19 protein-coding genes and 1 pseudogene are annotated in these 25839 nt (G+C 53.7%); 17 read left to right on the top strand and 3 right to left on the bottom strand.

The window, feature by feature from the left end; genetic code table 11:
* Positions 1-48: 48 nt before the first annotated feature.
* Both GJ629_RS15890 and GJ629_RS00090 read left to right on the top strand, forming a co-directional pair.
* Positions 49-1029 (top strand): SNF2-related protein, encoded by a 981-nt coding sequence (locus GJ629_RS15890; RefSeq protein ID WP_197428324.1) that lies wholly within the window; start codon positions 49-51, stop codon positions 1027-1029.
* Complete coding sequence (locus tag GJ629_RS00090) at positions 924-3380, top strand: helicase-related protein (protein ID WP_197428323.1); 2457 nt, start codon at positions 924-926, stop codon at positions 3378-3380. Before GJ629_RS15890 ends, GJ629_RS00090 begins: the two co-directional genes overlap by 106 nt.
* An 80-nt stretch (positions 3381-3460) precedes the next feature.
* On the opposite strand, the gene GJ629_RS00085 is transcribed toward GJ629_RS00090, so the two are convergent.
* Positions 3461-6493, bottom strand: a complete 3033-nt coding sequence (locus tag GJ629_RS00085; protein ID WP_157511183.1) for a DEAD/DEAH box helicase — start codon at positions 6491-6493, stop codon at positions 3461-3463.
* 145 nt (positions 6494-6638) lie between these two features.
* On the opposite strand from GJ629_RS00085, the gene GJ629_RS00080 reads away from it, so the two are divergent.
* From GJ629_RS00080 to GJ629_RS00045, 8 genes and pseudogenes are all read left to right on the top strand, one after another.
* Complete coding sequence (locus GJ629_RS00080) at positions 6639-10595, top strand: sacsin N-terminal ATP-binding-like domain-containing protein (protein ID WP_157511182.1); 3957 nt, start codon at positions 6639-6641, stop codon at positions 10593-10595.
* Between the two features lie 41 nt (positions 10596-10636).
* Positions 10637-12640 (top strand): hypothetical protein, encoded by a 2004-nt coding sequence (locus GJ629_RS00075; protein ID WP_157511181.1) that lies wholly within the window; start codon positions 10637-10639, stop codon positions 12638-12640.
* Positions 12641-12743: 103 nt separating this feature from the next.
* Positions 12744-12890: pseudogene (locus GJ629_RS17745) on the top strand (transposase); the annotation flags it as partial.
* 396 nt (positions 12891-13286) lie between these two features.
* A complete protein-coding gene (locus GJ629_RS00065) occupies positions 13287-13748 on the top strand; it encodes a hypothetical protein (RefSeq protein ID WP_157511180.1) in 462 nt (153 codons plus the stop codon).
* Positions 13717-14127 carry a hypothetical protein gene (locus GJ629_RS00060; protein WP_157511179.1) on the top strand — a complete coding sequence of 137 codons (411 nt, stop codon included), beginning with the start codon at positions 13717-13719 and terminating at the stop codon, positions 14125-14127. Before GJ629_RS00065 ends, GJ629_RS00060 begins: the two co-directional genes overlap by 32 nt.
* Complete coding sequence (locus GJ629_RS15885) at positions 14114-15556, top strand: hypothetical protein (RefSeq protein ID WP_197428322.1); 1443 nt, start codon at positions 14114-14116, stop codon at positions 15554-15556. Before GJ629_RS00060 ends, GJ629_RS15885 begins: the two co-directional genes overlap by 14 nt.
* A 67-nt stretch (positions 15557-15623) precedes the next feature.
* Positions 15624-16520 carry a hypothetical protein gene (locus tag GJ629_RS00050; RefSeq protein WP_231754393.1) on the top strand — a complete coding sequence of 299 codons (897 nt, stop codon included), beginning with the start codon at positions 15624-15626 and terminating at the stop codon, positions 16518-16520.
* Positions 16521-16525: 5 nt separating this feature from the next.
* Complete coding sequence (locus GJ629_RS00045; RefSeq protein WP_157511178.1) at positions 16526-17173, top strand: hypothetical protein; 648 nt, start codon at positions 16526-16528, stop codon at positions 17171-17173.
* Between the two features lie 4 nt (positions 17174-17177).
* Here the strand turns inward: GJ629_RS00045 and GJ629_RS00040 are convergent, their stop codons facing one another.
* Together GJ629_RS00040 and GJ629_RS00035 are read right to left on the bottom strand one after the other, a co-directional pair.
* Positions 17178-17726, bottom strand: a complete 549-nt coding sequence (locus GJ629_RS00040) for a hypothetical protein (RefSeq protein WP_370515728.1) — start codon at positions 17724-17726, stop codon at positions 17178-17180.
* 49 nt (positions 17727-17775) lie between these two features.
* A complete protein-coding gene (locus GJ629_RS00035; RefSeq protein ID WP_197428320.1) occupies positions 17776-18624 on the bottom strand; it encodes a nucleotidyltransferase domain-containing protein in 849 nt (282 codons plus the stop codon).
* A 531-nt stretch (positions 18625-19155) separates the two neighbouring features.
* Here GJ629_RS00035 and GJ629_RS00030 point away from each other — a divergent pair.
* The 7 genes from GJ629_RS00030 to GJ629_RS00005 all read left to right on the top strand — a co-directional run.
* Positions 19156-20085, top strand: coding sequence for a phage integrase SAM-like domain-containing protein (locus tag GJ629_RS00030; protein WP_231754392.1), 930 nt, complete (start codon positions 19156-19158; stop codon positions 20083-20085).
* Complete coding sequence (locus GJ629_RS17740; RefSeq protein ID WP_370515727.1) at positions 19976-20290, top strand: tyrosine-type recombinase/integrase; 315 nt, start codon at positions 19976-19978, stop codon at positions 20288-20290. The genes GJ629_RS00030 and GJ629_RS17740 overlap by 110 nt, the downstream gene beginning before the upstream one ends.
* 405 nt (positions 20291-20695) lie before the next feature.
* Positions 20696-21505, top strand: coding sequence for a ParA family protein (locus GJ629_RS00025; RefSeq protein WP_255475180.1), 810 nt, complete (start codon positions 20696-20698; stop codon positions 21503-21505).
* Positions 21502-21936, top strand: a complete 435-nt coding sequence (locus tag GJ629_RS00020) for a hypothetical protein (protein ID WP_157511175.1) — start codon at positions 21502-21504, stop codon at positions 21934-21936. The genes GJ629_RS00025 and GJ629_RS00020 overlap by 4 nt, the downstream gene beginning before the upstream one ends.
* Positions 21937-22313: 377 nt before the next feature.
* On the top strand, positions 22314-23324 hold the full coding sequence (locus GJ629_RS00015) for a Cdc6/Cdc18 family protein (RefSeq protein WP_157511174.1): 1011 nt from the start codon (positions 22314-22316) through the stop codon (positions 23322-23324).
* 832 nt (positions 23325-24156) lie between these two features.
* Positions 24157-24708, top strand: a complete 552-nt coding sequence (locus GJ629_RS17395) for a type IV pilin N-terminal domain-containing protein (protein ID WP_370515726.1) — start codon at positions 24157-24159, stop codon at positions 24706-24708.
* Positions 24709-25060: 352 nt separating this feature from the next.
* The coding region (locus GJ629_RS00005; RefSeq protein ID WP_157511172.1) for a hypothetical protein at positions 25061-25839 on the top strand (779 nt) is incomplete at its 3' end.

Here is a 25839-nt window from a genome sequence, read left to right as displayed (position 1 = left end):
CCCCTCTCAGAGGAAGGCGAGTCCCGTCTCGCGCTCATCGCGCAGATGATGGACGAGGGACGGCTTCAGCTGAAGATCGGTGAACCTCGAAACAGTACCAACGGCGGGATCTTCCATCCGAAGCTCGGTATCGCGACCGACGCCGACGGCTACAGCATCTCATTCGAGGGTAGCATCAACGAGACGTACAACGCCTGGTACCGCAACTACGAGCGGTTCAAAGTCCATCGATCGTGGGACGACGTCGAGGGGGAGTACGTCGAAGAGGACATCGAGACCTTCGAGCGCCTTTGGAAAGAGGAGCACGAAGACGTCGAAGTCACGGACATCGACGAGGCGATCGAACAGGACATCCTCGATTGGCAACCCGAATCCGACGAGGAACTGCAGGAGCATGTCGAACGCCTCCAGAACACGAAGGACCCACAGGCCTCGGAAGCGGCAGTCGCACAGATCGTCTCCGACTACGGCCGTCTCCCCGGTGCGCTGCATATGGCTGAGGATATTAGCTCAATCTCGCCGTGGCCTCACCAGCGCGTTGCCGCCGATACGGCGGCAAGCATCTACCCCGAAAGCCTCCTGTTCTGTGACGAAGTCGGACTCGGGAAGACTATCGAGGCAGGGCTGACGATCTCTCGACTGCTCACCATCGGAGAAGTACGTGACGCGCTCTTGCTCGTCCCCGCGACCGTCCAGCCGCAGTGGCAAGAAGAGCTACTGGAGAAGTTCAATATCAATACGCACTCGTACGATTATGCCGGTGCTCAGCGCATCCTTCGAGATGCGTACGGGAGAGAACACGCACTATCCGAGTATGACCCGGCAGACGACTGGGAGAACTCACACATTGGTGAGTTCGTCTCCGAGCGGGACGGCCCGACGGTCGTCTTGGCCTCGTGGCACACGGCGCGCGTGAGGGCAATATGGAGCTGTTCTCCCCGACAGTCCACAGAGGCAGCGACAGCGAGAGCGGCGCTCTCACTCCGGGTCAAGGAGCGGTCGATGCCGACTGGGATCTCACACTCGTAGACGAAGCCCATCACGGACGTAAGGGGACGAATCTCTACGACCTGCTCACGGACCTCCGGAAGGATACCACGAGTATGTACGTTCTCACGGCGACACCGATGCAGCTGGAAATCACAGAGCTGTACGACCTTCTTCGGCTCTGTGAGCTCCCCGAAGGCTGGAACGATCGTGAGAACTTCGAGACCTACTTCGATGTCCAACAAGATCTCCCTGAGCTACTGGACGAGATAGCCGGGTCTGACTCCAAAACTGTCGAAGTACTCCTCCCAGGTCTCTCGTCCAAGTGGAACGTCGAACCCTACGAAGGGATGCTCACTCTTCGGACGTGGGCAGGGATGATTCAGGCGTTCGTCCGGAAACACGACGACGTCGCAGATCGAGTAGAGGAGGCGATTGACGAAACCGGGCTGTCGCTGAGCGAACGCCGTCGGCTCAAGCGCGTCCTTGGCGTCGGTCGGCTCGGCGCACGCGACTGGGAAGATCGGTTCTCGCAACTCTCCGGTGAAAGCCTGCGGTTTTTGCTCGAGCTCGGTAGTCAGACGACACCTGTTCAGTCTCGCGTGTTCCGCAACACCCGGGAGACGCTACGAAAGTTCGCGGAAACTGGTCGGCTCGACCAGCGCGTACCACGCCGAGAGATCGAGGTCCGAGAGGTCGAACTCGGCGACGCAGAACCGTTGTACGACCGCGTCGAGACGTACATCTCCGACGTCTACAACCGCTCCAAGCAGCTTCTTGAAGGGAAAGAGCAGACCGCTGTCGGCTTCGTGATGACGACATATCGCCAGCGACTGACGAGCAGCCTGCATGCCATCGAACAGTCCCTTCAGCGACGTCGAGAGAACCTCAAATCGGAATTGCGTGATGTCTCCGGAATCTCGGACAGTGACCTGCGAACGGGCGCACTCGCCGATCGAGAAGAGGTGCTCGATCGTGAGTACGACGTGTCGGTCGACGAAATCGGGGCGACCGGGGACGCCGGCGAGCGCATCCGACAGTACGAACTGAGCGAACTCGAGGATTTCATCGCCCAGCTATACGACGTCCCCGAGGATCCGAAGCTCGAACAGTTGGTCCAGGATCTGCAAACGCTGAGCGGTTTGGCACGAGACACAGTCATCATCTTCACGCAGTATACGGACACGCTTGACGCGATCAAGAACAAGGTATGTCTCAGCCATCCTGCGGTCGGGACCTACTCCGGCCGGGGCGGAGAAATATACGAGGAAGACACCGGTGAGTGGCGAGGAACGAGCAAAGAGCGGGTCAAACGAGAGTTCACCGATCCGAATGGAGATCTCTCGGTTCTCATCTGTACTGATTCCGCTAGCGAGGGACTCAACCTGCAGACTTGCGATGCGATGATCAACTACGACCTGCCGTGGAACCCGATGCGGGTCGAACAGCGAATCGGCCGGATCGACCGCATCGGGCAGGTGAACGACGACGTACTCATCTGGAACTACGTCTACGCTGATACCGTCGAAGAGGACATCTACGACCGGCTTCGTGAACGAATCAACCTATTCGAGCAGGCCGTCGGACCGCTCCGTCCGATATTGGAAGGATTAGAGGGGGACGTTGAACGAGTCGCGATGGGTGAGTCGGATCAGGACAGCGAAGACATCGCCAACACGGCCGAAAGTCGCGCTGCCGAAGCAGCAGAACTATCGAGACGTGTCGGTCTCGCAGAGGATGGCAAGGAAACAACTGAAGCGGAGATAATCGAGTCGTCGAAACTCGATGGTTGGACGACAGCTCACCCAGATATCGAATTGGTCGGGTACCCCGATCGCCGCTTCGAGCCGATGGTAACTCCAGACGTCGTAAAGCGGCTCTTCACTCAGAGCCAAGTCCTGCGGGATCAGGGATGGCGATTCGAAATGCTGGATCGACAGCTGACCGACGACGAAGATGCGCCGTACAAGAAACTCTACCGTATGTCGGTCCCGGACGATGCTAATCCGCCAGTCCCGACAGATCCTCCAGAAGATACTGTCCAGGCGATGTATACTGATGACGACGAGGTACTGATCTCTTTCGACCCGAAAGTGCTCGAATGGTATCCGTCCGTCGTGATACCGCTCCCACAGCAGGAGTTATTCGAGTACCTTCTGGATGTGCTACGCCAGAATCAGCGCGGGGAGGATATCGGAGAATTAGTTCGGTTTGATGGTTGGTTGAGCGAATCAGGAATCGAGATCGAAGTGAACGAATCCGGTCAGTCAGATCCGCTAGTGTCGATGTATGCCTCCTCTGAGTCTAAACAACGGTTGTCACTTGATGTAAGTGTTCTAAATGAAAAGATGGCGACAGAAACCATTCAACGCTGGTTAACTCCCTTTGAATAAGAGATGACTCCCGAAGATCGGGCATCTTGACTTCCGCTAGAATTGGCGTATGGTGATACGTTTGGATAGGAAACAAACATTCAATCCCAGCTATCACCAGCACCAATCATCGCAAAATCAACATCGTATCGCTCAACTTGTTCGGTACACTCACTGAGTAAACGTCCAACATTTTCATTGTTCTCTTCCGGGTCAAAATTGAGTTTGAGACCTGGATGGACACCGCAAATAGTATAGTCCCACTCGGACGCCACAAAATCGGATTTAATATCCTCAAAAGTATCCTTGCCGTGAATGATATGTGAACCAATGTCCCGTTCGTGTTCGTTATGGATCTGATCGACGAGTTCACGATTGTATGTGTAGCGAAGCGAACGGAGCGTCTGGTGATAAATATCTTTGAAGTAATTCACTCTAACACCGGCTGACTTCGATCGCTTACAGTGATAGAAGGTTATTTCCTTATCATCTCTCTTGAAGTCAATGAAATCTGCAATCTCATCTCCCATGTCCCCACAAAACAGCACATACTCTCCCCCTCCGTATTCCGATGTGAGTATCTCAACCATCGCGGGGAAAACCGTTTTTGTCGGGGTCAGATCCCAGACAGCTGAGAGATTATAATCCAGATCGGAGATGTGGTCCCACCAAGGTGGCTTCTCGGTGGCTTTCTCGTTGATATAGTCTGACCAGTCCGGCTGGAGAGACATAATGAGTGACGATGGATCGAACTCATCGAGAGTGGTCTCTGCAGCGTATTCGGCACCTCCCATCACGGCTGTACTAGCATCGACATGGAATCTGGGAGGATACTTACGCAAGAATTCATCCCCTGGAAGCGAAGAGTGAGTCCGGACATCGGGGAGGCGAAACTGATAGTCAGTAATCTCTCCAGACCACTGGTTCGTGGCGATGTCATACGTGCACTGGATAGAGGAATTCACCGGCTCAGCGGAAACGCACACATCAACCGACGACGTCGGAGTATCTACCGAATCGTCTATTTCAATAGCTAAATTAATCTCATTCCAATCGCCTGTGCTTGGTTCTTGGAGCTCTACTTTTTTTGTAAGCAGTGCTGGGAATGGTACCGCAGAAAATGGCTCTGAACTGAAAACATCCACTGTAGTCCCTTGATTGAGTGTTCCGAAGTGCTGAATTGTTGGTTCACGGTCTGCAGTCAGTTTCTTTGCTAGTGTCACACACCACCTTTCGAACGAGGAAAGATCGCCCTTTGAATTTGACCAGATTGAGCCTGTTGTGTTACTAATTCCCCGCGTATTACTGGTCGACGATGTGGACTCACTCTCATCGCTGTCGCTATCAGGGGCTTCGGTGTCGGACTCAAATGACGCGAAGATATGTCCATGCGTGTACCGTCGGGAGTCAGAGTGATATACTGCCCCCTGTACATCATTGCCTGTCAGAAGCTTATGTTCCGGTTGCGTCCCTGATGGGACCAGTACATTGTTCATGCCCGCAGCTCTAAATTTCGGTGCTGAGAGCGACTGCATCGCCCTGGAGAGCCGTTCCCCTTCGATCTGTGATATTGTCGTTTGGTCACGTACCAACGTGCTTCGGATCTTCTTTGCCCGGCGGGAATCGGAGGTGTACTCAAACAGGAGATCGCTGTTATCAGGAGCACAGTAGAGATGTAAATTATATGTCTTGCTCTGTAGAATCGTATCGGTCCCCCATGTCGGTGATTCCTGCGTCGTTGTGATACATCCCCACACTGAGTCTGGTGACGAGATGACATATCCGAGGCTACGATCTGCCTCTCCAACGTCGAAATCTGAGTCGTCAGCGAAGGGCTCAAAGACGGTATCGTCCAGTGTATATACAGTGACTGATTTGTACGGGCGAATGTTGTCTGGGCTCACGGCATCCAGCGGTGGTGCACCCCCAGTGGAGTCTGATTGTTGTGGCGAAAGATATTCTGAGATCAATTCGTCGGCGATATCTGCCCACCCTGTGTCATCACGATACAACTGACGAACGGCTTCGGACATGCTCTCACTCTGGACCGTCTCTTCGGTAGCAATGATTGTTGCCGGAGCATCATCAACCGGTTTACGGGCTAACCGGCCGATAATTTGGACCATCTTTGGGAATGACTTTGGCGACTCGTGAAAAACCGCTACCTGAAGATTTGCTACGTCAAGGCCCTCAGTGAATTTATTCACTACAACTACACCATCGATTGCCCCATCTCGAAGCTGTTCGATGGTCTCATGATTATTTTCAGTTTCTGAATGGACAGCTCGAAGCTCCAGATCTGTCTCATCTTCGTAGGTGTCTAGAAGCTCGTTGACTTTGCTTATTTTGTCTGTCCGGGCTAAGAGTGTTGCCCGCTTATTGGACTCCTGCAACGATCTGAGTGTACTGGCCGCCTCCTCTATTTCCTGATTGGGCCCAGTGACTGTGTCAAGACCGACTTCGTGATAGATGCCATCATTACGGGCTTCTTCAATCGGATAGTGGTAAATCAATTCACCCGGAAGTGGTTGATCTTCACGGCGAAACGGCGTAGCAGTGAACAGAAGTTGCGGAAGGTTCTCAAAGCTCTCAAGCACCTCTCGCCAGCCAGGGGCTGGCGTATGATGAGCCTCGTCGACCATGAGGAGATCAAAAAAGCCGTCAGGAGGCAATAGGAGCGGGTCTTCGTCAGCGTTCGCATAGACTTCACTCACGCTGTTCGGTGTTGAGACAACAACGTCTGCATCCCTGTGTGATTCCCAGTCATCTTCGGTAGTAGGTCGTCCCTCATGGCTATGGACCTCCAGATCGTCGGTGTCGCCAGAAAACGCATCTGCCTTGTTGAGTCCTTCGAGCTCGTCAAACCGGTCAACAACCTGACTTCGCAGTGCGTCTGACGGGACGATGATGAGGGCCCGGTCAACCTCATATTCGAACGCGGCAAGCATCATGACCGCCGTCTTGCCGCCTCCAGTCGGGAGAGAGATAGTCGCAGGACTGTTGCTATTCGTTGTTTTGTGAGCTTTTATCGCCCAATAGGCCCCCTTCTGGCACTGTCGATATTTGGCTGAGTTGCCCGACTGGCTGCTTGGAAAAGTAATGTCTGCAGCATAGTCGGTAAAAAACGTCGACATAGCTATCAGTATGTGAAGAAACACATATGATTTGCTGTTATGGGGTGAAGCATATTAGAGCGTAATCTCGGTTGTGCAACAGTTGTAACGACGTCGATTGTCCTGAGAACTTTGATAAGAATCCGCTATGTTGCCTTTTCTATTAATGTCGGTATTATCCGAGCAGGAATTGCGAACCCGATGGCAAGATCGATGGGACAATTTTCTATCCCACGTTCGAGAAGCAGATACAGCAGAAGCCGCTCAGAATGCACTCCGCGACAAGGTAATCATCGGTAATGCCGAAAGGAAAATTGCTGGCGGGCACGAAGGGCGAGAAATCCTCGAGCTACTTCAGAATGCTCGAGATGCGATCTGGCAAGGGGATGCAGAGCAGGGCCTTGTCTACGTTGGCGTCTACGACGAAGGGGTGTTAGTGGCTAATACGGGCAGCCGATTCGATCTCTTTGACCCACAAGTCGAAGATGCCGTCACGATGATCGGCGAGACCGGAAAGGGAGATAACGATCAATCTATCGGCCACAAAGGTGTCGGCCTGAAATCCATCCTCGCAACGGGTGACGCTTTCGAGATCTTCACTCGGCCGGACCAGTCTTCCGACGACATCCTTGCTGTTCAATTGAGTCGAGCATATCTCGTCGCTGCTATCCGTAATCGGCTAGGCCAGGATAGCAACATCTTGGATCTTACCGACGATCTCGATGATGCGACTCTACAGGAATTGCTGACAAACAGCAGTCCAGACGAGACGATTCCGCTTACAGGCGGGATTCAGGATTCAATCTCCAAACTCCCGCTGTTCAATTTCCCGGTTCCGTTGGCTATGAACGGATCGGAGGCAGATTCCGACCCAGTCCGCTCTCGTGTTCGTGACCTACTAACTGGCTCCTCCGGCACTTCGATCGAGGATCAGTTCCGTACTGCAGTGTTCATCCGGTACGAGGATTTTGAGTGGCGCTCACAACTATCCGATATCGGCGCTTCGATCCCCGAGGAGGAAGATACTGGATCGATTGAAGATCGGCCACAACGGATTTGGGAGTATCTCTCTGCGACAGCAAGCGAAGATGGGCTCCAGCCCGAAACGCTCGTTCAACTCGGTGGTATTGAGGAACTCACGCTTGAGCGTGCCACTGATGGCGGCAGCGATACCGTGCGCAAAGAACGGTGGGAGATCCAACGCGATTCAAGCCCGAATGTCGCGACCCCGGGTCTCGCACACAGCGAAGTTGATGTCCGTATACAGTCGCCGGACGATACCGAAACCACCCATCGCTTCGATCAATTCCAATTCACGAACGCACGTCAACACCATACTACATTACTCGTGAACAAGGCTGCAGACGGTGGCTCAGTCCCAACTGCCTCGTACCCTCTCTATCTATTCTATCCGATCGAAGGAACGAGCGCGGTCGAGCTTCCGTTCTGTCTTCACGGTCGCTTCCGAGTCGAAACGAACCGTAAGGACCTCAGTTCGAACAACTTGGCGGCGAACTGGAGCGTGCTTCAGGAGGGGCTGGATCTCATTGAGTTAGTTGGTGAGGAAGTTGCTATTGCTGCAACCGACCAGGATGCGCCCAGTTATAGCTCGCATCTTCCGTGGTGTCTTTTACCGTCCATTCCAGATGTCGACGAAATATCGGAACCAACGTCGAACGACGAACTGTTCGACTGGTTCCGCCTTGAACTGTTCGAACGACTTGGGGCGACCGAATGTATCCCAACCGTTGATGGGCCACGGCAACCAGAAAATACGCTGCTCCACTGGGATAGCTCTGTCCTCGAAGGCCAGCTCGCATACCGAACGCTTGTCGACCACCTAGAGCGCTCAGTAGAGACCTCTCCAGAGTCATCACCGCTACTCACTCAGAAAGCACTGACCGCTGTCCTCGAAATCCCTTCAATGTGGCGCGAGCGTATTCAAATGCTTCTCGCGATAGAGGACGGGCAGACTGCCTCGAAGGCACTACTCGAGGAGTGGGTTGAACAACTCGCAACCGGGCTTGCGATGCAAGATGACGATCCGCCGGCCCAGATCGTTCCCGCGACTGCTGCCAGAACCCTCCTTCGAGGCACGGTAACTCTGCTGGCAGCTGCAACGGAAGGCGATGAATTCCTTGATGAGACACTCACTGACCTTGGCGATAGATTCGACGGCATCTATCTCTTACCGTGTCGAATTCGCGAGGTCGATCCTGATGAAGAACTTGCGCTCGTCACAATCGAACGACGTCAAACTCCGACAGGTGGGCAGCATACACAGCGTCGCGTTCGGTCGGTGATCTGGGATATCGAATCGACCACTCGTGATATCGAGCGCCCGCCGACGCCACCGCGAACCTCTAATATGACGGTCTATTTCCTCGATGACGTTATTCAGGAGGACGCCACGGTTCATCACGTTCTGAGTACGGCAGGCCGAGTCTGGGGGCTTCGTGCGTATGAAGGCATTCCGAGCTTTGTCCGCTCGCTCCTCGACACGTTCGCTGATGGGCGACACGAAACAGTCGAACCAATCGATTTCGCGTTTCTAACTGCGCTTGTTGATCGTATCGGAGCCGAATCGGACGACCTACAAATGGGGGAGGGCGAGTTCTTCCCGCTCTCATACCTCGAAACCGCGATCACACAACAGGAAGGCGTTCAGCGAGCGAATCTCCGTCGACGGGTACAGCTTCGCACCTGTGATCTCCAACTGCATCGAACGCAGCCGCAACCGATTGCAGAAACCGTTCTCTCGGATGAGTGGCAGTCAGTTCGCGAGCGAGCACTCAGATCCGATGAAGAAGAACAGGCAGACGATGACGCCGAGGTGCCCGCGGATTGGACTGACGTCCCTGCAGATCAGTATCCTGCCCCGACGTGGCCGTCCCCGGACACAGAGACATGGGCGACCTTTCGTGATCAGATCAAGCGGGACGTTTCGGACGCTGATTTCGTCCGCGCTTTATCTCTCCTTGGTACGGGTTCGTTGCCGGGCGTCAGCGTTCTCTGGATGTACGGCGACGACCACCCTTCGATGCGTCGGGACCACCATTGGAACCCGACAGAGTGGGGTAGTGACGATTTCATCGATTCTGTGCCTGATATCGTCCAGAGATTACAGACGACTCTCTCGGAGAACGCAGACTATGTATCACTTCTCACCGGTGTAGAGCATCATCCGCAGGTTAGTGCCGATCATTCCCCGAAATGTAACGTCAAGACAGATGGTGAACTCTCTCAAGTAAACCTGGCCTCGTGGGTCTGGATAGATGACGCTGAACGTCTTTCTCAGCGCGCTCATGCGGTTCGAGAGGTTCTCCGCCGACACGGTGATGCATTCGTTTCGACGCTCTTGCAGACCGGCTGGTCGTGTAACAACGGCCACAAGCGACGCTCGTGGACCTCGTCAGTTCCGAGTCTGTTGAACTGGCAGCTTCGTAGTCTCGATATCTGGGGTCCTGTTGTTGATGTCGACGATGAGCTCGCCGAACGGTGGGTTGAGTATACCTCGCAGCTTCGCTTCGCTGTCCGGAAAGAAAGTAGCCGTGGCGCACAGGCTGCTCGGATGTTTCCACACGTTGAGGCGGATAGCGGATTCTCCGAAGAGGTGCTCGAAACGCTTGACGTTCAACCTGTGAGCGACCTCGGGCCAACCGGTGCGACGAGGCGGCTACAGCAGTTGCAATCTGTTCTCGTCGATGGACCACTGCCGGAGGATGGTCCAGCCCGTCTCTGGATTCCAGGTGAACGCATCAACGACTGGAATCAAGCGTATACTCAACTCTTACAACCGTTAGTTCGAGAGTTCCCAGACGATCCAGCGGATCAACGCGATGAACTGGACTGGGGTGCCTTGACGCACCTCCCGCTGCGTGACAGCGACCAGTGGCTGACGGCATCTATCGAGTGGATTCAGGAAAATACAGATCAGATCCGCTACTATCAGGATCAGTCTCCCAAACCGTGGGAACTGCAGACTGCCGAAGAAAACGACTACTATATTCTTCCTCGACCGAGAAGTGGGCCGTTCGTTCGGCTGGCGACAGCACTCGGAGTTGACCAACTCCAGGCATCGAAGCTCGTACTCGATCTGGAGGATGATGACTTAGCGTCGTAACTGAACAGCACACCGGCCGCGTCGCCGAGTTCCAACAGGCCTTGACGGAACGGCAGGATCTTCTCGTTGCTTCGACGGAACGATCCGATGAGGAAGAAATCGTAGATACCGCAGAAAATCTCGCAACTGCTGCAGCAAATATCGCTGTCGTAGAAGCGTTCCCCGACGATGTGCTTCGACAACTGTCAGATCCCGCATCTGCACTCTATAGGACTGACGACGGCAATGAGGCCCTCCTCCTGAACGCCGCCGAAGCCAGTGATTCACTCTCGTTGCAAGGGCTTTCGATGGGGATCGCCCTGCTTGTCGAACGACCGACGAAAGTTGCTACCTTCCGGGAGGCACTGCGCAGCGACGTCGAGGTCGATGAACTCGAATCACGCTGGAAGAAGCGGACGTTCCCAATCGAGGCGGTCAAACAGGTGCTCGGATCGAACGCGCTTCAGTCGTTTGAACGCGATGTCAGGGCACTCAACGATCTGCTAGGTCGGCTCGATCGTACTCCAGTTGATGCTGGTCCGCTTCTCGATGCACTCGAAGATGCAGACTCCGATACGATCGGCTTCATCCGGGAGTGGTGCGCAACGGGCGAACAACCGAATCCTGACGCCAATGTTGACCACGACCTCACAGACCTCGCTCCGACGATCCGAGAATGGATCGACGGTGTCCACGCAACACTTCCGGACAAGTTGCAGTTCATCGCCGCGGGCCTCTTCTCCGAGACGGCTACCTATTGGGTTCGCGAATTGGAAGCACAGGACGTTGATGAAGCAACCGTAGCTGTTGTCATCAATTGGCTCGATGCTCACCGCGGGACACTCGACCGACCGCCGTTCAATAGCGATGCCAGACAAGCGTACGTGCGCCTTCGAACCGTCGCCGAACTCTGGGAACAGACCGATCCCGCAGAACTCACTGAACTCAACACTTGGAGCGAGCGACTCCGCGAACTCCACTCATCTGCGTCTCCCGAATGGTCGGATTCAGTCCCCGAATCGTATGCGACAACGCTCGGTTGCCTGCCGTTCGTTGCGCACGTCAGCATCAACGACCGAATTCAGACTCTCCTTGAATCCCTCTGCGAGGACATCGACAGTGAACTACCGGAAGTCGAATTCGACTGGGACAGTCTCGTTACCACCTACGTTGAGGAGGGGACGATTCCGGAATCGGAAACTGATCGAGGGGCTAAGGACCATCAAGAGCGAGCGTTTGCAGATCTCGCAACAGCGATCGATACTGATGGCGAAATCGCGGGCGGGAGTTCTGATGGCTCCATAGTTCCTGAAGGCGTTGAGGTAGCTGGTACTGATAGTTCTCTCTCCGTCTCGACTGGTGGCGGCAGCGGCGGTGGGAGTACACAGTATCGCGGGCGTGGCCAGCAAGCAGAAGCGTACGTTATGGCTGGTGTCCTCGATCGAATCGCTACGTGGCTTGACGAGCATCCTGGTGGAGACATTCGCCAGTTCCGCTCCCGGTTCAAACGGTTACATTCTGATCAGCAGGAGCGGTCATACAAGTGGCACGTCGAGAACGTTTGGTCGTCTGATCTCCTCCCACTCTTGGGAGACTCAGAAGCGTTGAATCACAGTACGATAAGCAACTGGCGAGCAGAAGTAGATGAGGACTCATTTGTTGAATTTCCGCTTGTTCGACTCGTAAATGTCACAATGGAACGGGGGCCTGGATTCGACGTCATCGATCCCCTTGGACCGCTTTCTGATGACGAGGGGACCGATGATTTTGGCCTCCAGTTCGTTCCCGTCGAGGTCAAAGCCGTGAACGGAACCACCCCGCGGTTTAATTTCCGGCTCACAACAAACGAGTACCGTCAAGCCAAGGCATTCGTTCGTGACGGGGATATTCCGTACGTTATTCGTCTTGTCTCAGTTCCTGATGCTGGAACCCCAGATTGGCCGTCACAAACAGAAATTGCGGCAGAGAAGGTTTTGAGAACCGAAACTGAGCTCGAAGCAGTCGTTGAGTCCCAACGGTTCGAGGAAGTAGTTAAAGGCGGGTACATGAATATGCGGATCGAATAGCAAGGCTCCACAACCTCGGAGGATGTTTTGTTGCTTACTTTATAAAAACACAAACTGATGGAACCAATAGATAGTTAGAAATGTGGCCTGAGATTGGATCCTCGTGTTCGCGGTGTTGCTCTACAACATCTGGCGACTTACCGACTTCTTGTTGAAAGCTGGCGTCGACGGTGAGATCGAGTACGCGCCCGTGTTGACCGTGGGTGAGTGTGTCGAACTCCTCGCCTCAGCGTTGATTCCACCTGACTAACCAGCTGCCGTCGCGTCGAGACCGCTGATTTCGAGTGGAAACACTTTCTCAGGTCGGTCGAATCAGCCGGTTTTCTCACAAATAAGCGACCCTCTCGGTGAATCCGTCCCGATTAACTTCAGAAACGGTGAGTAAGACCCACATTCAGTCCGGTATTGTCTCCGAGTAAGGCATCCTCCGAAACTGTGAGTTGCGGAGCCCGAGGCATGATATCGCTAGCGGAACTTGAAATCACCATTCCTCAAACAGTGGAGGAGGTACTACTCACCGTAGTTGTGGATTCTTAGCTCCACTATGGGACTACTCGGCCACCGACTGCTGCTTGGAGTTGTTACAAAGATTTGTTAGACCTTTGTAACAATTAGCATTATAAATACAGACTTGCAATATGATGATATGGGAACAGCAACCCGGAATCAATCTGGGGCATCCAATGCTGATTATAAGGATGCGAAACGTGATTTAGCTGATGCGGCGAGTGATAAAGATGCTGCCAAGGCGAGTGAAATCTATTTCAAGATGATTCTGGCTGCCCAACCGAACGGCGCAGCAAAGGTTCCAGCATATTTAGCGGTCCGATATGGCTCTGAATTCATTATCAAAAGTCACCAGAACGGTGTTGAGTCCGCTACTAAGGAGGTCGGCACCTCTGTGGCAAAGGAAGTCGTTGCAGCTGGTGCCTCTGACGCTGTCGTTGAACAAGCTTCAAAGGAGGCCGCCACCCGAGGCCTTGCAGAAGGATCTCAAGGAACCGACCGGACCTTCTCAGGGTCCGCAGAACGAGCAATGGAAAGTGCGATGGGTGACATTATGACGGAAGGAGCTGATGCTCTTGAACGACACCGAGATTCAGAATAACATTGACGAATTCGTAGAGGCGCATGGCGTTGAGGGATTCTTCCGAGTATATTTTCGGGAGTATCTGTTTCAACTGCTTAACGAGGAGATTGAGGCAGCTACAAATGATCCTGAATCAGACTCCGCCCTCCAACTCCATTTCAGCCAGAACGTCGAGACGGACCAAGAGTTAGAAAAATTTGAGGAGCAACTACGAGATCAATGTGCCAACCGGGCGGATGAACTGGTCGAAAGAATACAGGACCAGCCGGAACTAGCTCCAATTTTCGAAGATGCCGATGTAGAACTACTAGAGCACGAAGATGTAGAAGAAATGATTCGGAATACTATGCACGAGATGATTGTGGCGTGGGAGGACGAAGATCTTGAAGGGAACTAAGCGATTCCTGATTAAGTCTGGGACTGGATCGAGTCTTAGTGAAGCAGACTCCGACTACACCATTGTCGTCGACGATTATCGAACCGAAGCTGAAACGGAAGGTGGTCGTCTTATCAAGTATAAAAAGAACGTTCTCAATGATCTTTTCGGACGGAGCCCTCCTCAAACAGTCACGGCGTTGATTGAGGTTGCACTCGGTACGTATGCTGCGGACCGTTTGGTGAAACGAGGGCCCACTGGTGCGAAGGAAGATGAGGAAGAAATGCTGAAATCACGTCAGATTCAGATCTTGTACCCTGTTGCTGACGTGGAGAGATGGCAATCATTGGAGTCTGAATTGAATCATGCTATTAGCTTCATCTCACGTGACAATTTTCAATTTCGATTCATCGATGCTATCGACGAGACTCAGTCTAATGATGGGGACGATAGTGAGCACTGTGCTCAGATACCTGGGGCAGATTCTGTCGCGCTCTTTTCTGGCGGATTAGATAGCTTGGGTGGTCAGTCTCACTTGACCGATGAAGGGCACAACCCACATTTTGTCAGCGTTGATCACGGCCGAAACGTCGGCCATCTAGTGCGGAATTTTGACCATCTCTTCGATGGTAATCTGACCTCAATAGGTGTCGATGAGGGGTTCTCTGCATACGAAAATACGCAGTTCACTCGGTCATTCATGTACTTCGCTTTCGCCGCCGCTGTCGCGGTAGCCCTCGATGTCGATGATATCTATGTTCCCGAGAATGGTATCCTCTCACGGTTCTCCTCGCTGGAATCGGGCTGGACGACGACTCGCACAGTCCACCCACTGTTCGTCAAGAGCTTGAACCGGGTTTTCGAGGAACTATTTCCGGACCGTAACATAGAAATTACTAATCCTTTCCTTGGCTACACGAAGAAAGATGTCGTCAACTCTATCTCAAACAAAGAAAACATCCTTTTCACTCGAACGTGTCCCCATCCGCGTGAGCTGTCACAAAAAAAGGACGATGTCGGACACCCCTATAACTGTGGCGAGTGTATTCCTTGTCTAATTCGCATCATCGGTCTTGTGAACAGCAAACACCAAATACAGCCAGATGAGTTGCTATTGGATAATAACCATTTCCTGAAATTTAACTTCTCGACCGTGAGTGCAGAGACAGTTGCCCATTCCGAGCAGGGTCGACAGTCTAGTTTGTCGGTGTTTTTATTGGGCCTGAATACCCATCTCTCGTTTGCCTATCGTATCCAGACTTCTACACAAAAGGAACTGGTGTCATCTAACCCTGAGCTTCTCGACCCAGATATATTCGAGCTCTATGAACGGTTTAGCAAAGAGGTGTTCCGGACTGTGGAGTTCTTCGCTGCAGAGAACCAAACCCTGAAAGACTACGTTATAGAATTCCTTTCCTTAGAGGACGGGGAACTTGATAGCTTGACGTAGACATCACCTATTGTTGGCAGATATTCGTGAGTATGATATCATATAGGCACATCGGACTATACAACAGATGATTTCTCGTGCAAAACTGAACCGGTGGACACATTCGGAAACTGCGAATCAGGAAGAAGCCCGAGATACCAACCGCGAACTCCGGGATGATCTGGAAGAAGGTGGCCTCCAGGGCGTCAGTGAAGGGTTAGAGTTCGCTACCCTCCTCCAAGGCTCGTACCGGAACACGACCATGGTATACAATTCCGGTGACGTAGACATTCTTGTTATTCGGACAGACACCTTCCATGCAGATTTTTCTCACGTCCCTGATCATGCCGCCAGCCATGCCCCTGATCGAAATCCACAGCAGATGTTCGAGGAACATGCCGAAGGCGTGTATCGAACCCTCCAAGCCCAATACGGGACACGCAACGTCGAACGTGGTGAGAAGGCAATCGAAGTGGACAGTGATGAGTTGCCCCTTGGAGCCGATGTCGTTCCCTGTCTCCAGTATCGACGATTTTGGTCACGCCAGCCAGGAAACCACATGAAAGGAATTGTATTCTGGACTCCAGACGGGACGAAGATCATCAATTTCCCACGCCGTCATCGAATCATGGGCACCAGGTACAACGAATATACAAACGGGAACTACAAACCAACGATCCGTATTTTCAAGAACTTCAGGAATACACTCGCAGAGAACGGCGCTATTGAGAAAGAAAACGCCGCGTCATACTTCGTCGAGTGTCTCCTCTCAAACATCGAGACTGCCACAATCGCAAAGGTGGATATTCGCGACCGAGTCGAGGGAATTCTCGACGAACTCGAAGCCGACGCCGCAGAAGAGTTCCCGGACTATACTGTACAGCATGGGATGCAATCGTTGTTTGGTGACGAGTCAACCCAATGGGATGTCGAACACGCTAGGACATTCGTCACCGAGGCCAGACGCCTCTATGAAGAGGATTAATAGCGATGCATACGTACTCAACAGACAACGACAATAGGCCGACTGTATACGGTATTCTTGGATTCGGAGCCTATGCAGCTGCCCTTGCCGTGGGGTGGCTTTCAACAACGCTCAGCGCAGTCATACCAGCAGTCGCGGGCATAACGATCTCCTGGGGAGTGGGATTCACCCTTCTTACAGCGATGTTTAGTCGGTTTATTTGGAAAACAAGAATCGCCCGCGCAACAGGAGCGTCAAAAGTTCCTGATTTCAACGGCGAGTGGACGGGATATGTGAAAACCTCTTATGAGGGTGTCATTCCAGATGATGCACTTCACGCTTCGAACGACCCGAACGCGGAAATGCAGCGGGTCGCAGCGACGCTACGAATCACTCAGACATGGCGGAAAATTAGCATCCACCTGGAGACCGACAATTCCGAGTCAGACAGTACTGGAGCAACTGTACTGACTGAAGATGGGCGTTGGCCGAGCCTCAACTACCAGTATGAGAACGATCCAGACCCAGATTCAGCGCCTTCGATGACAAGACACTACGGAACCGCGGACTTAGCTTTAAAATCAGACTCTGATGAAACAGTACTAGAGGGATTCTATTACACAGGTCCTGGCCGTGAGAACTACGGAGAAATGTACTTCGTGAAATCAGAGTGAAAACTCAGTTCACTCTGTACAGTTCCAGTATCCCATGGGTTCCCCGCTGATCAGGGCGGTTGTAGTACTTTCCTTCGAGTTTGTCTTCGCGCTCATCGTATTCTAAGATAGCAGTCCCATAATGTGGGTCAAGCTCTTCGTTGGTGGTACTCCCCTCATTCCAGTAATTATACGAGAGTGTCGGCCAGGCTTTTTCTTTGACCAAGATCGTCGCTGCTCGGCTATGTGAGGGTGATTCTGGCCCATCCAATGATACACGTATCTGATCCCAGGTCTGTTTAATCTCAATACTGGTTTCCTGTTTTGTCAGTCTCTCAATCTGACGCCCATTGTCGACAATCTGCTCATCAGAGATGGGGTCCGCGTCGGCGGAAGTGTACAGATGTCTTTCCCATATACCATTGAAGTTCGGAACAGCGACCAATCCCTTATCGTGTAACCACTCCCACTTCCAGAGATATTTCGTGAAACCGAAGTAGAGTGCGGATGAGACAACGCCCATCGAAAGTCCAGGTATAGGACCAAAAACGCTGATCCCTCCAAGGAAAATCACTGCAGTAGCGATACCGATTAAGATATATCGCTGATGGCGGTTCGATTGGTCAGTGGAAAAGTTGTGCATTCTTCCGTTTGCTGTACCAGTCGTCCCACATTTCTCGGAGACGGGTTATGAGTTCATCTGCTTCGTCAGTACTCCACTGCGTGCTGCTACCGCCAAATAGAGATTCCATTTCAGAAACCTGATCAAAGCTTGAGAAGTCCGCATCTTCTAGGTGGGTGAGGATTTCGTCGAACCGATCTGATCGACTAGTTCGCTTTAGGATACTCTCTGGAACGTTGTAGATGAGACACTCGATCCCGTACGAGTGGGCATCAATCGTCCAGAGAGTATCGAAATGATTGTTGTAGTAATAGCGTGCGTTCTTGAATATACGGACAGTTTCCTTGTAGTTCGAGTGCATTTCCCGTCCGTTCTCGCGGTGAATCTTAGGGAAGTTGATTACACGATCGTTGCCGCTCTGCGGCATAAAGTGCATACCCTTGTCGATTTCCGCGTCCTCATCGCCGCCTTGGGGATAAGTCCGGTAGACACGGTATTCACCGCACGCGACGACATCAACGTCGACATCAAGTAGTGATGTCCGCTCCTTGTCGATTTTGATTGCCTTATTACCGAGAGTAACAGCTGAACGGCCAAACTTGATCCTGAGTGCCGTCAGCACATCATCGTAGAAATCACGGTGGTCATAATCGGCGTCATCGTGGTCTTCGTTGTATCGTTCTTCCGCTTCCTCACTGAGCTCCTCAAGGTCAGAGCGCCATGCAGACGTGATTTTCGCGACGACGTCTACGTCGCTCGATCCCCGTGTGTGAGTTGTGTTCGCATATGAGCCCTGTAAATAGACTTCGTAATCTTCGTCCGCTTGTTCGAGTGGTGAGCGTTCGCTCATCAGGGCACGGCGAGTCTTGTCCCGTGCATCAGCCGATCCCTTGTCAGCTCCGGTACTATTCCAGTCGTTAAATTTGGTTTCCGGAATCGGCATTTTAGCACCTGCCCATCAAACTCGATAGGTACGGTGTAGTCATGACTCGACTGCGGATGGCGGCATCCACGCGGTGTATAATGTCGTCTGGAATCATCGTATTCTATCTCCGGGTGATTTTTATGGGAGACAGAAATTGGTATGTCTGCTTGATAGTTAAATACTCGCGAAGCAGCCTGAAAGTGAAAACCTGTCTGCTGAGGTCTCTAAGACCAAAAATCTCTAGAATAGATAAATCACATCACAGGTCGTCGCGGTTTCTGAGAAATAGTATATCATAATATGATTTATCACTCCCTATTCCTTCACTAAAATCGATTTTCACCATGGTAAGAGGGCTCAATTCGTGGATATAGGGTCTTCGGAATATTACTGCGTCTTAGCGCAGAAAGACACAGTAAAATTTTGTACCCCGCCGCCGTCTGTGGAGCACAACCGATGTCCGGCCCAGAACCAGGGGGTTCAACGCCCGAAACGACCATCGAGCGCGCGATACAGGCGAGGCTTCGGAGTCTCGACTCTGGGAACTACCGAGCGAACAACGAACTCGTCCTCAACGAGTTCGCCCAGTACCTCCGTGAGCATCGAGACGTGACCGAACTCGAAGAGATAACCGTCCTCGACTGTCGACGGTACGCTCAGTGGCTTCGCAAGCGCGTCGACGAAGATGACGACCTCTCAGCTGCGTCGGTTCACGCGAACGGTCCGTACTTTACTATTGTACGAGCATTTCTCGGCTGGTGTGTCGACGACGAACGCCTCGACAAGAATCCGGCGCGGCCGAACCGGGTGAAGAACGCACTGCCTGAATACCATGGTGATCACGACCGGCAGTTCTGGTCGGAGGGGGATCGTGACGAACTTCTGACCTTTGCCGATGAGCGCGTCGACAACGCACTGGATGGATCACAGGATGACCGAGAGAGAGCCTACCGTGACCGTGCTGTCGTCGCGATGCTCGCGCTGACAGGCGCTCGTGGGGCGGAGTTGTTCTCCGACCCCCGCGACGACTATCGCGACGGCTTGGCGTGGGACGACGTTCACATCGACGACGGCTACGCAGTCGTATTTGGGAAGACACGCGAACAACAAGCAATTCCCCTTACTGAGCGTGTTACGACCGCCTTGAATGGATACAAACGGGTTTTCGCGCCTGCGAGCGATGACTGGCCGGTATTCCCGACTCGCCACTATCCGACGCTCGCAAAGACTGCACGGAACGGCCTTGCAGAGCGAGGATTGAGCGACGACGAGATTGATGAAGAACTCGAAGATACGACCTCAATCGAGGTCCTCCGCGAGCACGATATCACGCCCCCAGCCCTCTCAAAAAACGGCGCCCCGTTCCCTAATGCAGCGGCTATGTGAGTGTGCTGATCTCGATATCGACGGCGAATATCTCAAGCCGCACGGTGGACGTCGGGGGATAGGAAGTCAGCTCTACGCCCAAGATGCCGAACTCGCACAAGAACTACTCCGTCACGAATCGATAGAGACGACACACGAGGCATACCGTGAACAGAACGTTATCGAGCGTCGCGACAGGCTCGAGGAAGTGCTGAACACCGACTAACTCCAGAACAGCTGGGATATCCACAACGCTGTTGCTGAGCACAGCGAAGCGTGGACACTGAAGAGGGACCACGAGCAAATCTGATTAGTGCCGTGATAGGCGATGGTGAAGAACTGATCCGTTAGTACGTCAATCCATTGGCTAATGCAGTGTAGAGTATATGGAATAGGCGCCTTGTCCACATTAGACGGATTATCCATATTGTATAGATAAAGTATATCATACGAATTTCCCGTAGTGGAGATTCTGTGGATTATATGTATGTGATAGATTATCCGTAGTCGATTCAAGTAGTATATTCTCTGTCAGAGAGGTGTCTGACGTAGATTTATGTTATAGGCGGTATCATGTGGATAATGTTTATAAGGTGGCTGAGTCGGATAATCCACCTAACACGGATAATCCATGACATACCGGATAACAGTCGCGATGCAGAAAGGCGGTGTTGGAAAGTCGACGACAACGATCAATCTGGCTGGCGCCCTAAACGACAGGGGCCACGATGTGCTCGTTGTCGATGCCGATCCCCAGGGCGGAGCCACACTCAAGATGGGGCTTCGAGAGGAATATCGGACTGGAGACCATGCACTGTTTGATGTTCTCAGCGATATGGGGACACTCTCCTATGACGACCTGAACGAGCTGATCGTCTCGACCGGTGAGTTCGACATGGTGCCAAGCCATCTCAAGAACTTTAACCTCGAAAAGTATCTCTACTCCGAAGCCGGGGGGCACGAGGCACTCAGAAAGGCCGTAGACAGACTGGACGCAGATTACGATATCATTCTAATCGATAGCCCACCGAATCTCGGTCCCCTTTCCGATGGGTCGCTCATCGCGAGTGAGAACGTGCTCTTCCCGAGTCACCCGAACACCATCGCGCGCGATAGCCTAGAAATACTTTTCGACGAGATCGAGACGATCGAGGACAAATTCGACCAGTACGATATCAAAACGATGGGCGCCGTGCTCAACGAGGTCCCGTCTCAGGGGAACGTCGCCCGAGAAGTAGAGGACTGGTTCTCCGAGAACTTCGGCGAGGATTATGTGTTCAAGATTCCTGATCGGGACGTCGTCGAGCACGCAATCGAGTATCGGACGACAATCTATCAATATGACCCTGAAGAGGCCGGGTATCCTTGGGACGCCGATGCGAAAGAGGATATCATGGCCTCCTATGACCAAATTGCGGACTACGTGGAGGGATTCCTATGAGCGGTGATAACCCACTCAGTGACCGATTTGACCCACCTGACCAACAGGAACAGAACTCATCCGAGGAGGCGACGGCGGCCGACGATTCTGTGGAAACAACTGAATCGGATAATTCGGCCCATATGGATTCTGCGGATAATCAAGATAATGTGGATAATACGGATAATACAACTAACCCAGATTCAGGACAAGCCACAGACAGAGATTCGACATCGGATACACGGCGGGACCGGCCCCACACAGCCATGTATATCAGCGCTGACCTAGTCGACCGGATGAAAACCCGCTATCGGGAAATCAATGGTGAGCTAATGATCAACGAGGGCGAGGAAATCGAGCTCAACAAACATTTCTACGAAGGGCTGATCAAGGCTGGTCTCGAGAATCCGGAACTGGAAGAGATTGTTCTAGAGCAGCGGACCGAGAAATGATACTCTTTCCACTCACCTGGGAGAACGATACCCATGGACTATCTTACGTACCCGATTCGCGTCAGACAGATAGCGACGTTCTGAAGACGAACTCACTTGTGATGTGGTGAAGGTTCTTTTTTATCACAACCACCCCTGACGCAGCAGAAGCCATCGAACTCCCAGAGTAGGTCGGCGACCGAGAGTAAGTCAGACGGTTTCGCCGTTTCTGGACCCACGACCGATACTACAAGAGGACCTGATCCGGAGGCTTCGGAAACAGACAGATAGTCTCCGATTCTATGCAAAGCACCATTCTTGGGACGATACAGAAATAACCCGGAAACCCGGAAACGACCCCCCACCGCTTATGTTCACACGTTCTGAACGTTTTCGCCATGATCACCGACGCGAGGGTCCTCCGTGAGGAGTTCGTCCCCGGCGATGTTGTTCATCGGGACGCCGAAGTGAACGCACTCTCGCGCGTTCTGGAGCCAATCTCCGACGGTGAAGACGCTCGGCCGGTGCTGATCACCGGCCCCTCCGGCGTCGGCAAGACCACCATCACGAAGTTCGTCGTATCTCGGCTCCGCGAGAGTGTCCTTGATATCGAATCAGTTCACGTGAACTGCTGGCAGTCGTACACCCGGTTCGGGGCCATCTACGCTATCCTCGAAGGGCTGGGCCAGACGCTGGACGTCCACCGTCGGTCGACGCCACACGACGAACTGCTGGAAAAGCTCGACAACTACGACGGCCCGCCGGTGATCGTCACGCTCGACGAGGTTGACCAGCTTGACGACGCGCGCCTCGTATACGACCTCTACCGGCTGGACAATTTCTCGTTCGTTCTCGTCACCAACGACGAGGAGCAACTGCTGGCCGATTTGGACGAGCGTGTCCGCTCGCGACTCCAGACCGCTGAGACGATCCGTTTCGACCGCTACCACGTCGATGAACTGACCGATATCGTCGCCGCACGAGCGGACCACGGACTCGAACCCGACGCGATCCGGACCGATCAGCTCCGGTTGATCGCCGACGCCGCCGCCGGCGACGCCCGAGTCGGGCTGAGTATCCTCCGGAGCGCTGCACGGCGGGCCGACCGCGAGAACGCCGAACGAATCACTGACGACCACGTGGAGGCTGCCATTCCCGAGGGGCGGCAGGAGGTGCGTTCCCGAACGCTTGACGCACTCCGACCCGAACAGCGCCTCGTCTACGAACTCGTTGTCGACCACGGGGAGATCGCACCTCGGGACCTCTACGAGGAATATGCCGAACGAGCCGACGAGCCACGGACCAAACGGACTGTCCGGTCGTGGCTTAACAAACTCCAGCAGTACAACCTCGTCGAGTCCCACGGGAGTGGCCCGAACCGCGTCTACGAAGCTCGTGAGGCGGAGTGAGGCCCCTGCTTCTGGAAAATCTACAACGCAGATTCCTATCTTGGAATCGCCAGGACCACTCTTTATGGATAGAACGCGCGAATTGGTCATCCGATGCTCGTCCTTGTGAAGGGGTGCGGAGTGGTAGATTTGTGTCGTGAGTCTACGCTCGGTCGGAGTCGCTATGATTGCTGTGGAGTGCCTGATGAACAGTGGTGCTCGCCTTCGTCGCTATAGAATCCAACGTCCCCATCGCCGAAGTCAGCGATCACGGAGCGACATGCCCCCTCTCGGTATGTCAGAGACTCGGTCGTTTCGGATTCGAGAACATCGACAGTAATCGTCTGCTCACCGCGGCTCGTTGGGAGTGCCGAGTCAACAGCTTGAACGCGAGCCCCCTCAGAACCACCGACCTCGTACGTCTCGTCAAGCTTCCGTTGACCGTCTGTCTCGATACGAATGGTGACCTGACGAGTTTGTAGCCCCGTATTGACTAGGCGAAGCTCGCCGATACGTGCAGTCGCTTGTTTGCCCATCGAACACCCAGCGAGCGTGGTCCCCATAGCACTACCGGCCCCCGCAAGAAGCGCACGGCGACTGAGACACCTGTTCATATATCATATCATCCGCCACTGGAATAAATGCCTTATTGAGGTCAGTAAATGGGCTGAATGACCACGGATGCAAGACCTACGCTCTGAATCTAGCACGCTCTTACCGATGGCTCTCTGACAGTTCATTGAACCGCTGCTGCATAGAGGGCGCGAGTCTTGCACGGATAGAGGGGCAGATTGGAGGTAGTTGGATCGGTCAATACAGAGGATGTATCGAGTACCTTCCCTGCAGGATAGATGTGGATTCTGTAGGTCTTCCCAGGCTACCAGAAGATGAGTTAAATATCCGAGACAAAGATATTAGTATCCCAGGAAAGATATCCGAGAAGAATGGACGCCCAGATATCACGGCCGACAGCTGTCGTTCTCGTCCTTTTTGTCTCACTCTGGTTGCTTTTGCTGGCATCTTGGTTTTTGTAACGAGTCTGGGAGAGAGGCCTGCGCTGGCCTGTCCGGCAGTCGAATTCAATCACACGTACGATGATGCAAACGATACCCTACTCGTCGAACACGACGGCGGTGATGCCTTGAGAGATGGGAAATTCACGGTCGTCGTGACCGACGAGGAGACGAACGAGACGGCAACGGTCGTTTGGCTCCAGGAAAATGCGACAAGGACCATCCATATTAACGATAGTATTGCGATCACTGACCGGGAGGGGAACCAGCCGGTTCAAGCACCGTGGGTACCCTTCGACTTGGGGACCGGAGACCTCGTTGAGGTCCGTTGGGATGTTCCAGAGGAGAGTGAGTGTACCAGCGGCACGCTTTCGAGATTCAGAATCGAGTGACCGACGCAGTTCTACTGACCGGTTGATTCATCCGGATCGGTGTGAAACGAACGATGACCGACTGCTGACTTCATCCTCTGTATTCAGCACGGCCGTCAAAATAGATTATTGACAGATTATGCACGAGGCAATCACATCATCTGCTCTTGAGAGCGCGGTAGATAACGGCCGCGACAGTCAGACGGACTTCACGGAAACCCGGAATCACCTCCGTTTCCGGAAGCAACCCGGAACCACTCCGACTTGCGACACAAGCGTCCGTTCACGACGTTGACCACGCACTTCACTCCATTTCCGGAAACACGGAACCCACCCTCCAGACGTTATGGCCGCAGTCGGTGTCCATCCATACATGCCACAGCGAAGCGGCGACGGGCGCTGGCCCGGCCCAACGAGCGACGAACTTCTGGGCCAGCGTGCGCGATCTCGCGAGAATAGTGCGTGTCCGGAGACTGTCGTGACGACCGCCGACGAGACAGTCCCGGTCCCGGAACTACCTGAGCTGGAGGGCGGCGTGTACCTGCTCGACCCCGACGCAGACGGGCCAAGAGCGCGCCGGTCGGCCGTCCACCAACCGCTCCAAGGGCTGGCGCTCGACACCGCTTTCACCGCCGGCGGCGACGTCGTCTGGATAGACACGCAAGGGCACGCGACGACACACTCGATGGCGAGCGTCGCGCCCTCGCCACAAGTGCTGGACCGTGTGCAGGTCGCCAGAGCATTCACTACCCATCAGCACCACACGCTCGTCGCGCAGGTCGGCCGCTGGCTCCACGGTGGGGACACTGGCCCATTCGGCGCTCCTAGGACCGACGACCCAGCAGTGATCGTCTGCCCGGCCGTCGACGCCCTGTATCGCGGTGGCGAGCTGTCACCCGGCGTCTCACGGGCGATGCTCTGCCGGACGATTGCTGTCCTCGGCTCTCTTGCGAGGGAGCACTCGATCCCGGTCGTCCTGACCCGTACCCGCGAGGACGAGTACACTGCGCCGATAGCCCGCGCGCGACGACCATCTCGCTGGTCGAGACCGAGTTCGGTGCTCGGTTTGACTGTGATGCGCTGGACTTCGAAACGCTGGCTTACCCGGTCGGCCATGGACACCTCCAGACGACGTTGTCGTTCTGGCAGGAC

The sequence above is a fragment of the Halapricum sp. CBA1109 genome, from assembly GCF_009741825.1.
Classification (GTDB): domain Archaea; phylum Halobacteriota; class Halobacteria; order Halobacteriales; family Haloarculaceae; genus Halapricum.
The sequence above is the reverse complement of the archived record's forward strand: the minus strand, read 5'-3'. Positions and strand labels throughout refer to the sequence as shown.

Coding starts and splice junctions, on each gene's coding strand:
- GJ629_RS00015 (WP_157511174.1), top strand. CDS start 22,314: ATGATCACCGACGCGAGGGTCCTCCGTGAGGAGTTCGTCCCCGGCGAT.
- GJ629_RS00045 (WP_157511178.1), top strand. CDS start 16,526: ATGCATACGTACTCAACAGACAACGACAATAGGCCGACTGTATACGGT.
- GJ629_RS00025 (WP_255475180.1), top strand. CDS start 20,696: ATGACATACCGGATAACAGTCGCGATGCAGAAAGGCGGTGTTGGAAAG.
- GJ629_RS00065 (WP_157511180.1), top strand. CDS start 13,287: ATGGGAACAGCAACCCGGAATCAATCTGGGGCATCCAATGCTGATTAT.
- GJ629_RS00035 (WP_197428320.1), bottom strand. CDS start 18,624: ATGAGCGAACGCTCACCACTCGAACAAGCGGACGAAGATTACGAAGTC.
- GJ629_RS00090 (WP_197428323.1), top strand. CDS start 924: ATGGAGCTGTTCTCCCCGACAGTCCACAGAGGCAGCGACAGCGAGAGC.
- GJ629_RS17740 (WP_370515727.1), top strand. CDS start 19,976: ATGAAGAACTCGAAGATACGACCTCAATCGAGGTCCTCCGCGAGCACG.
- GJ629_RS00050 (WP_231754393.1), top strand. CDS start 15,624: ATGATTTCTCGTGCAAAACTGAACCGGTGGACACATTCGGAAACTGCG.
- GJ629_RS00020 (WP_157511175.1), top strand. CDS start 21,502: ATGAGCGGTGATAACCCACTCAGTGACCGATTTGACCCACCTGACCAA.
- GJ629_RS15890 (WP_197428324.1), top strand. CDS start 49: ATGGACGAGGGACGGCTTCAGCTGAAGATCGGTGAACCTCGAAACAGT.
- GJ629_RS00085 (WP_157511183.1), bottom strand. CDS start 6,493: ATGTCGACGTTTTTTACCGACTATGCTGCAGACATTACTTTTCCAAGC.
- GJ629_RS00030 (WP_231754392.1), top strand. CDS start 19,156: ATGTCCGGCCCAGAACCAGGGGGTTCAACGCCCGAAACGACCATCGAG.
- GJ629_RS00060 (WP_157511179.1), top strand. CDS start 13,717: ATGCTCTTGAACGACACCGAGATTCAGAATAACATTGACGAATTCGTA.
- GJ629_RS00080 (WP_157511182.1), top strand. CDS start 6,639: ATGTCGGTATTATCCGAGCAGGAATTGCGAACCCGATGGCAAGATCGA.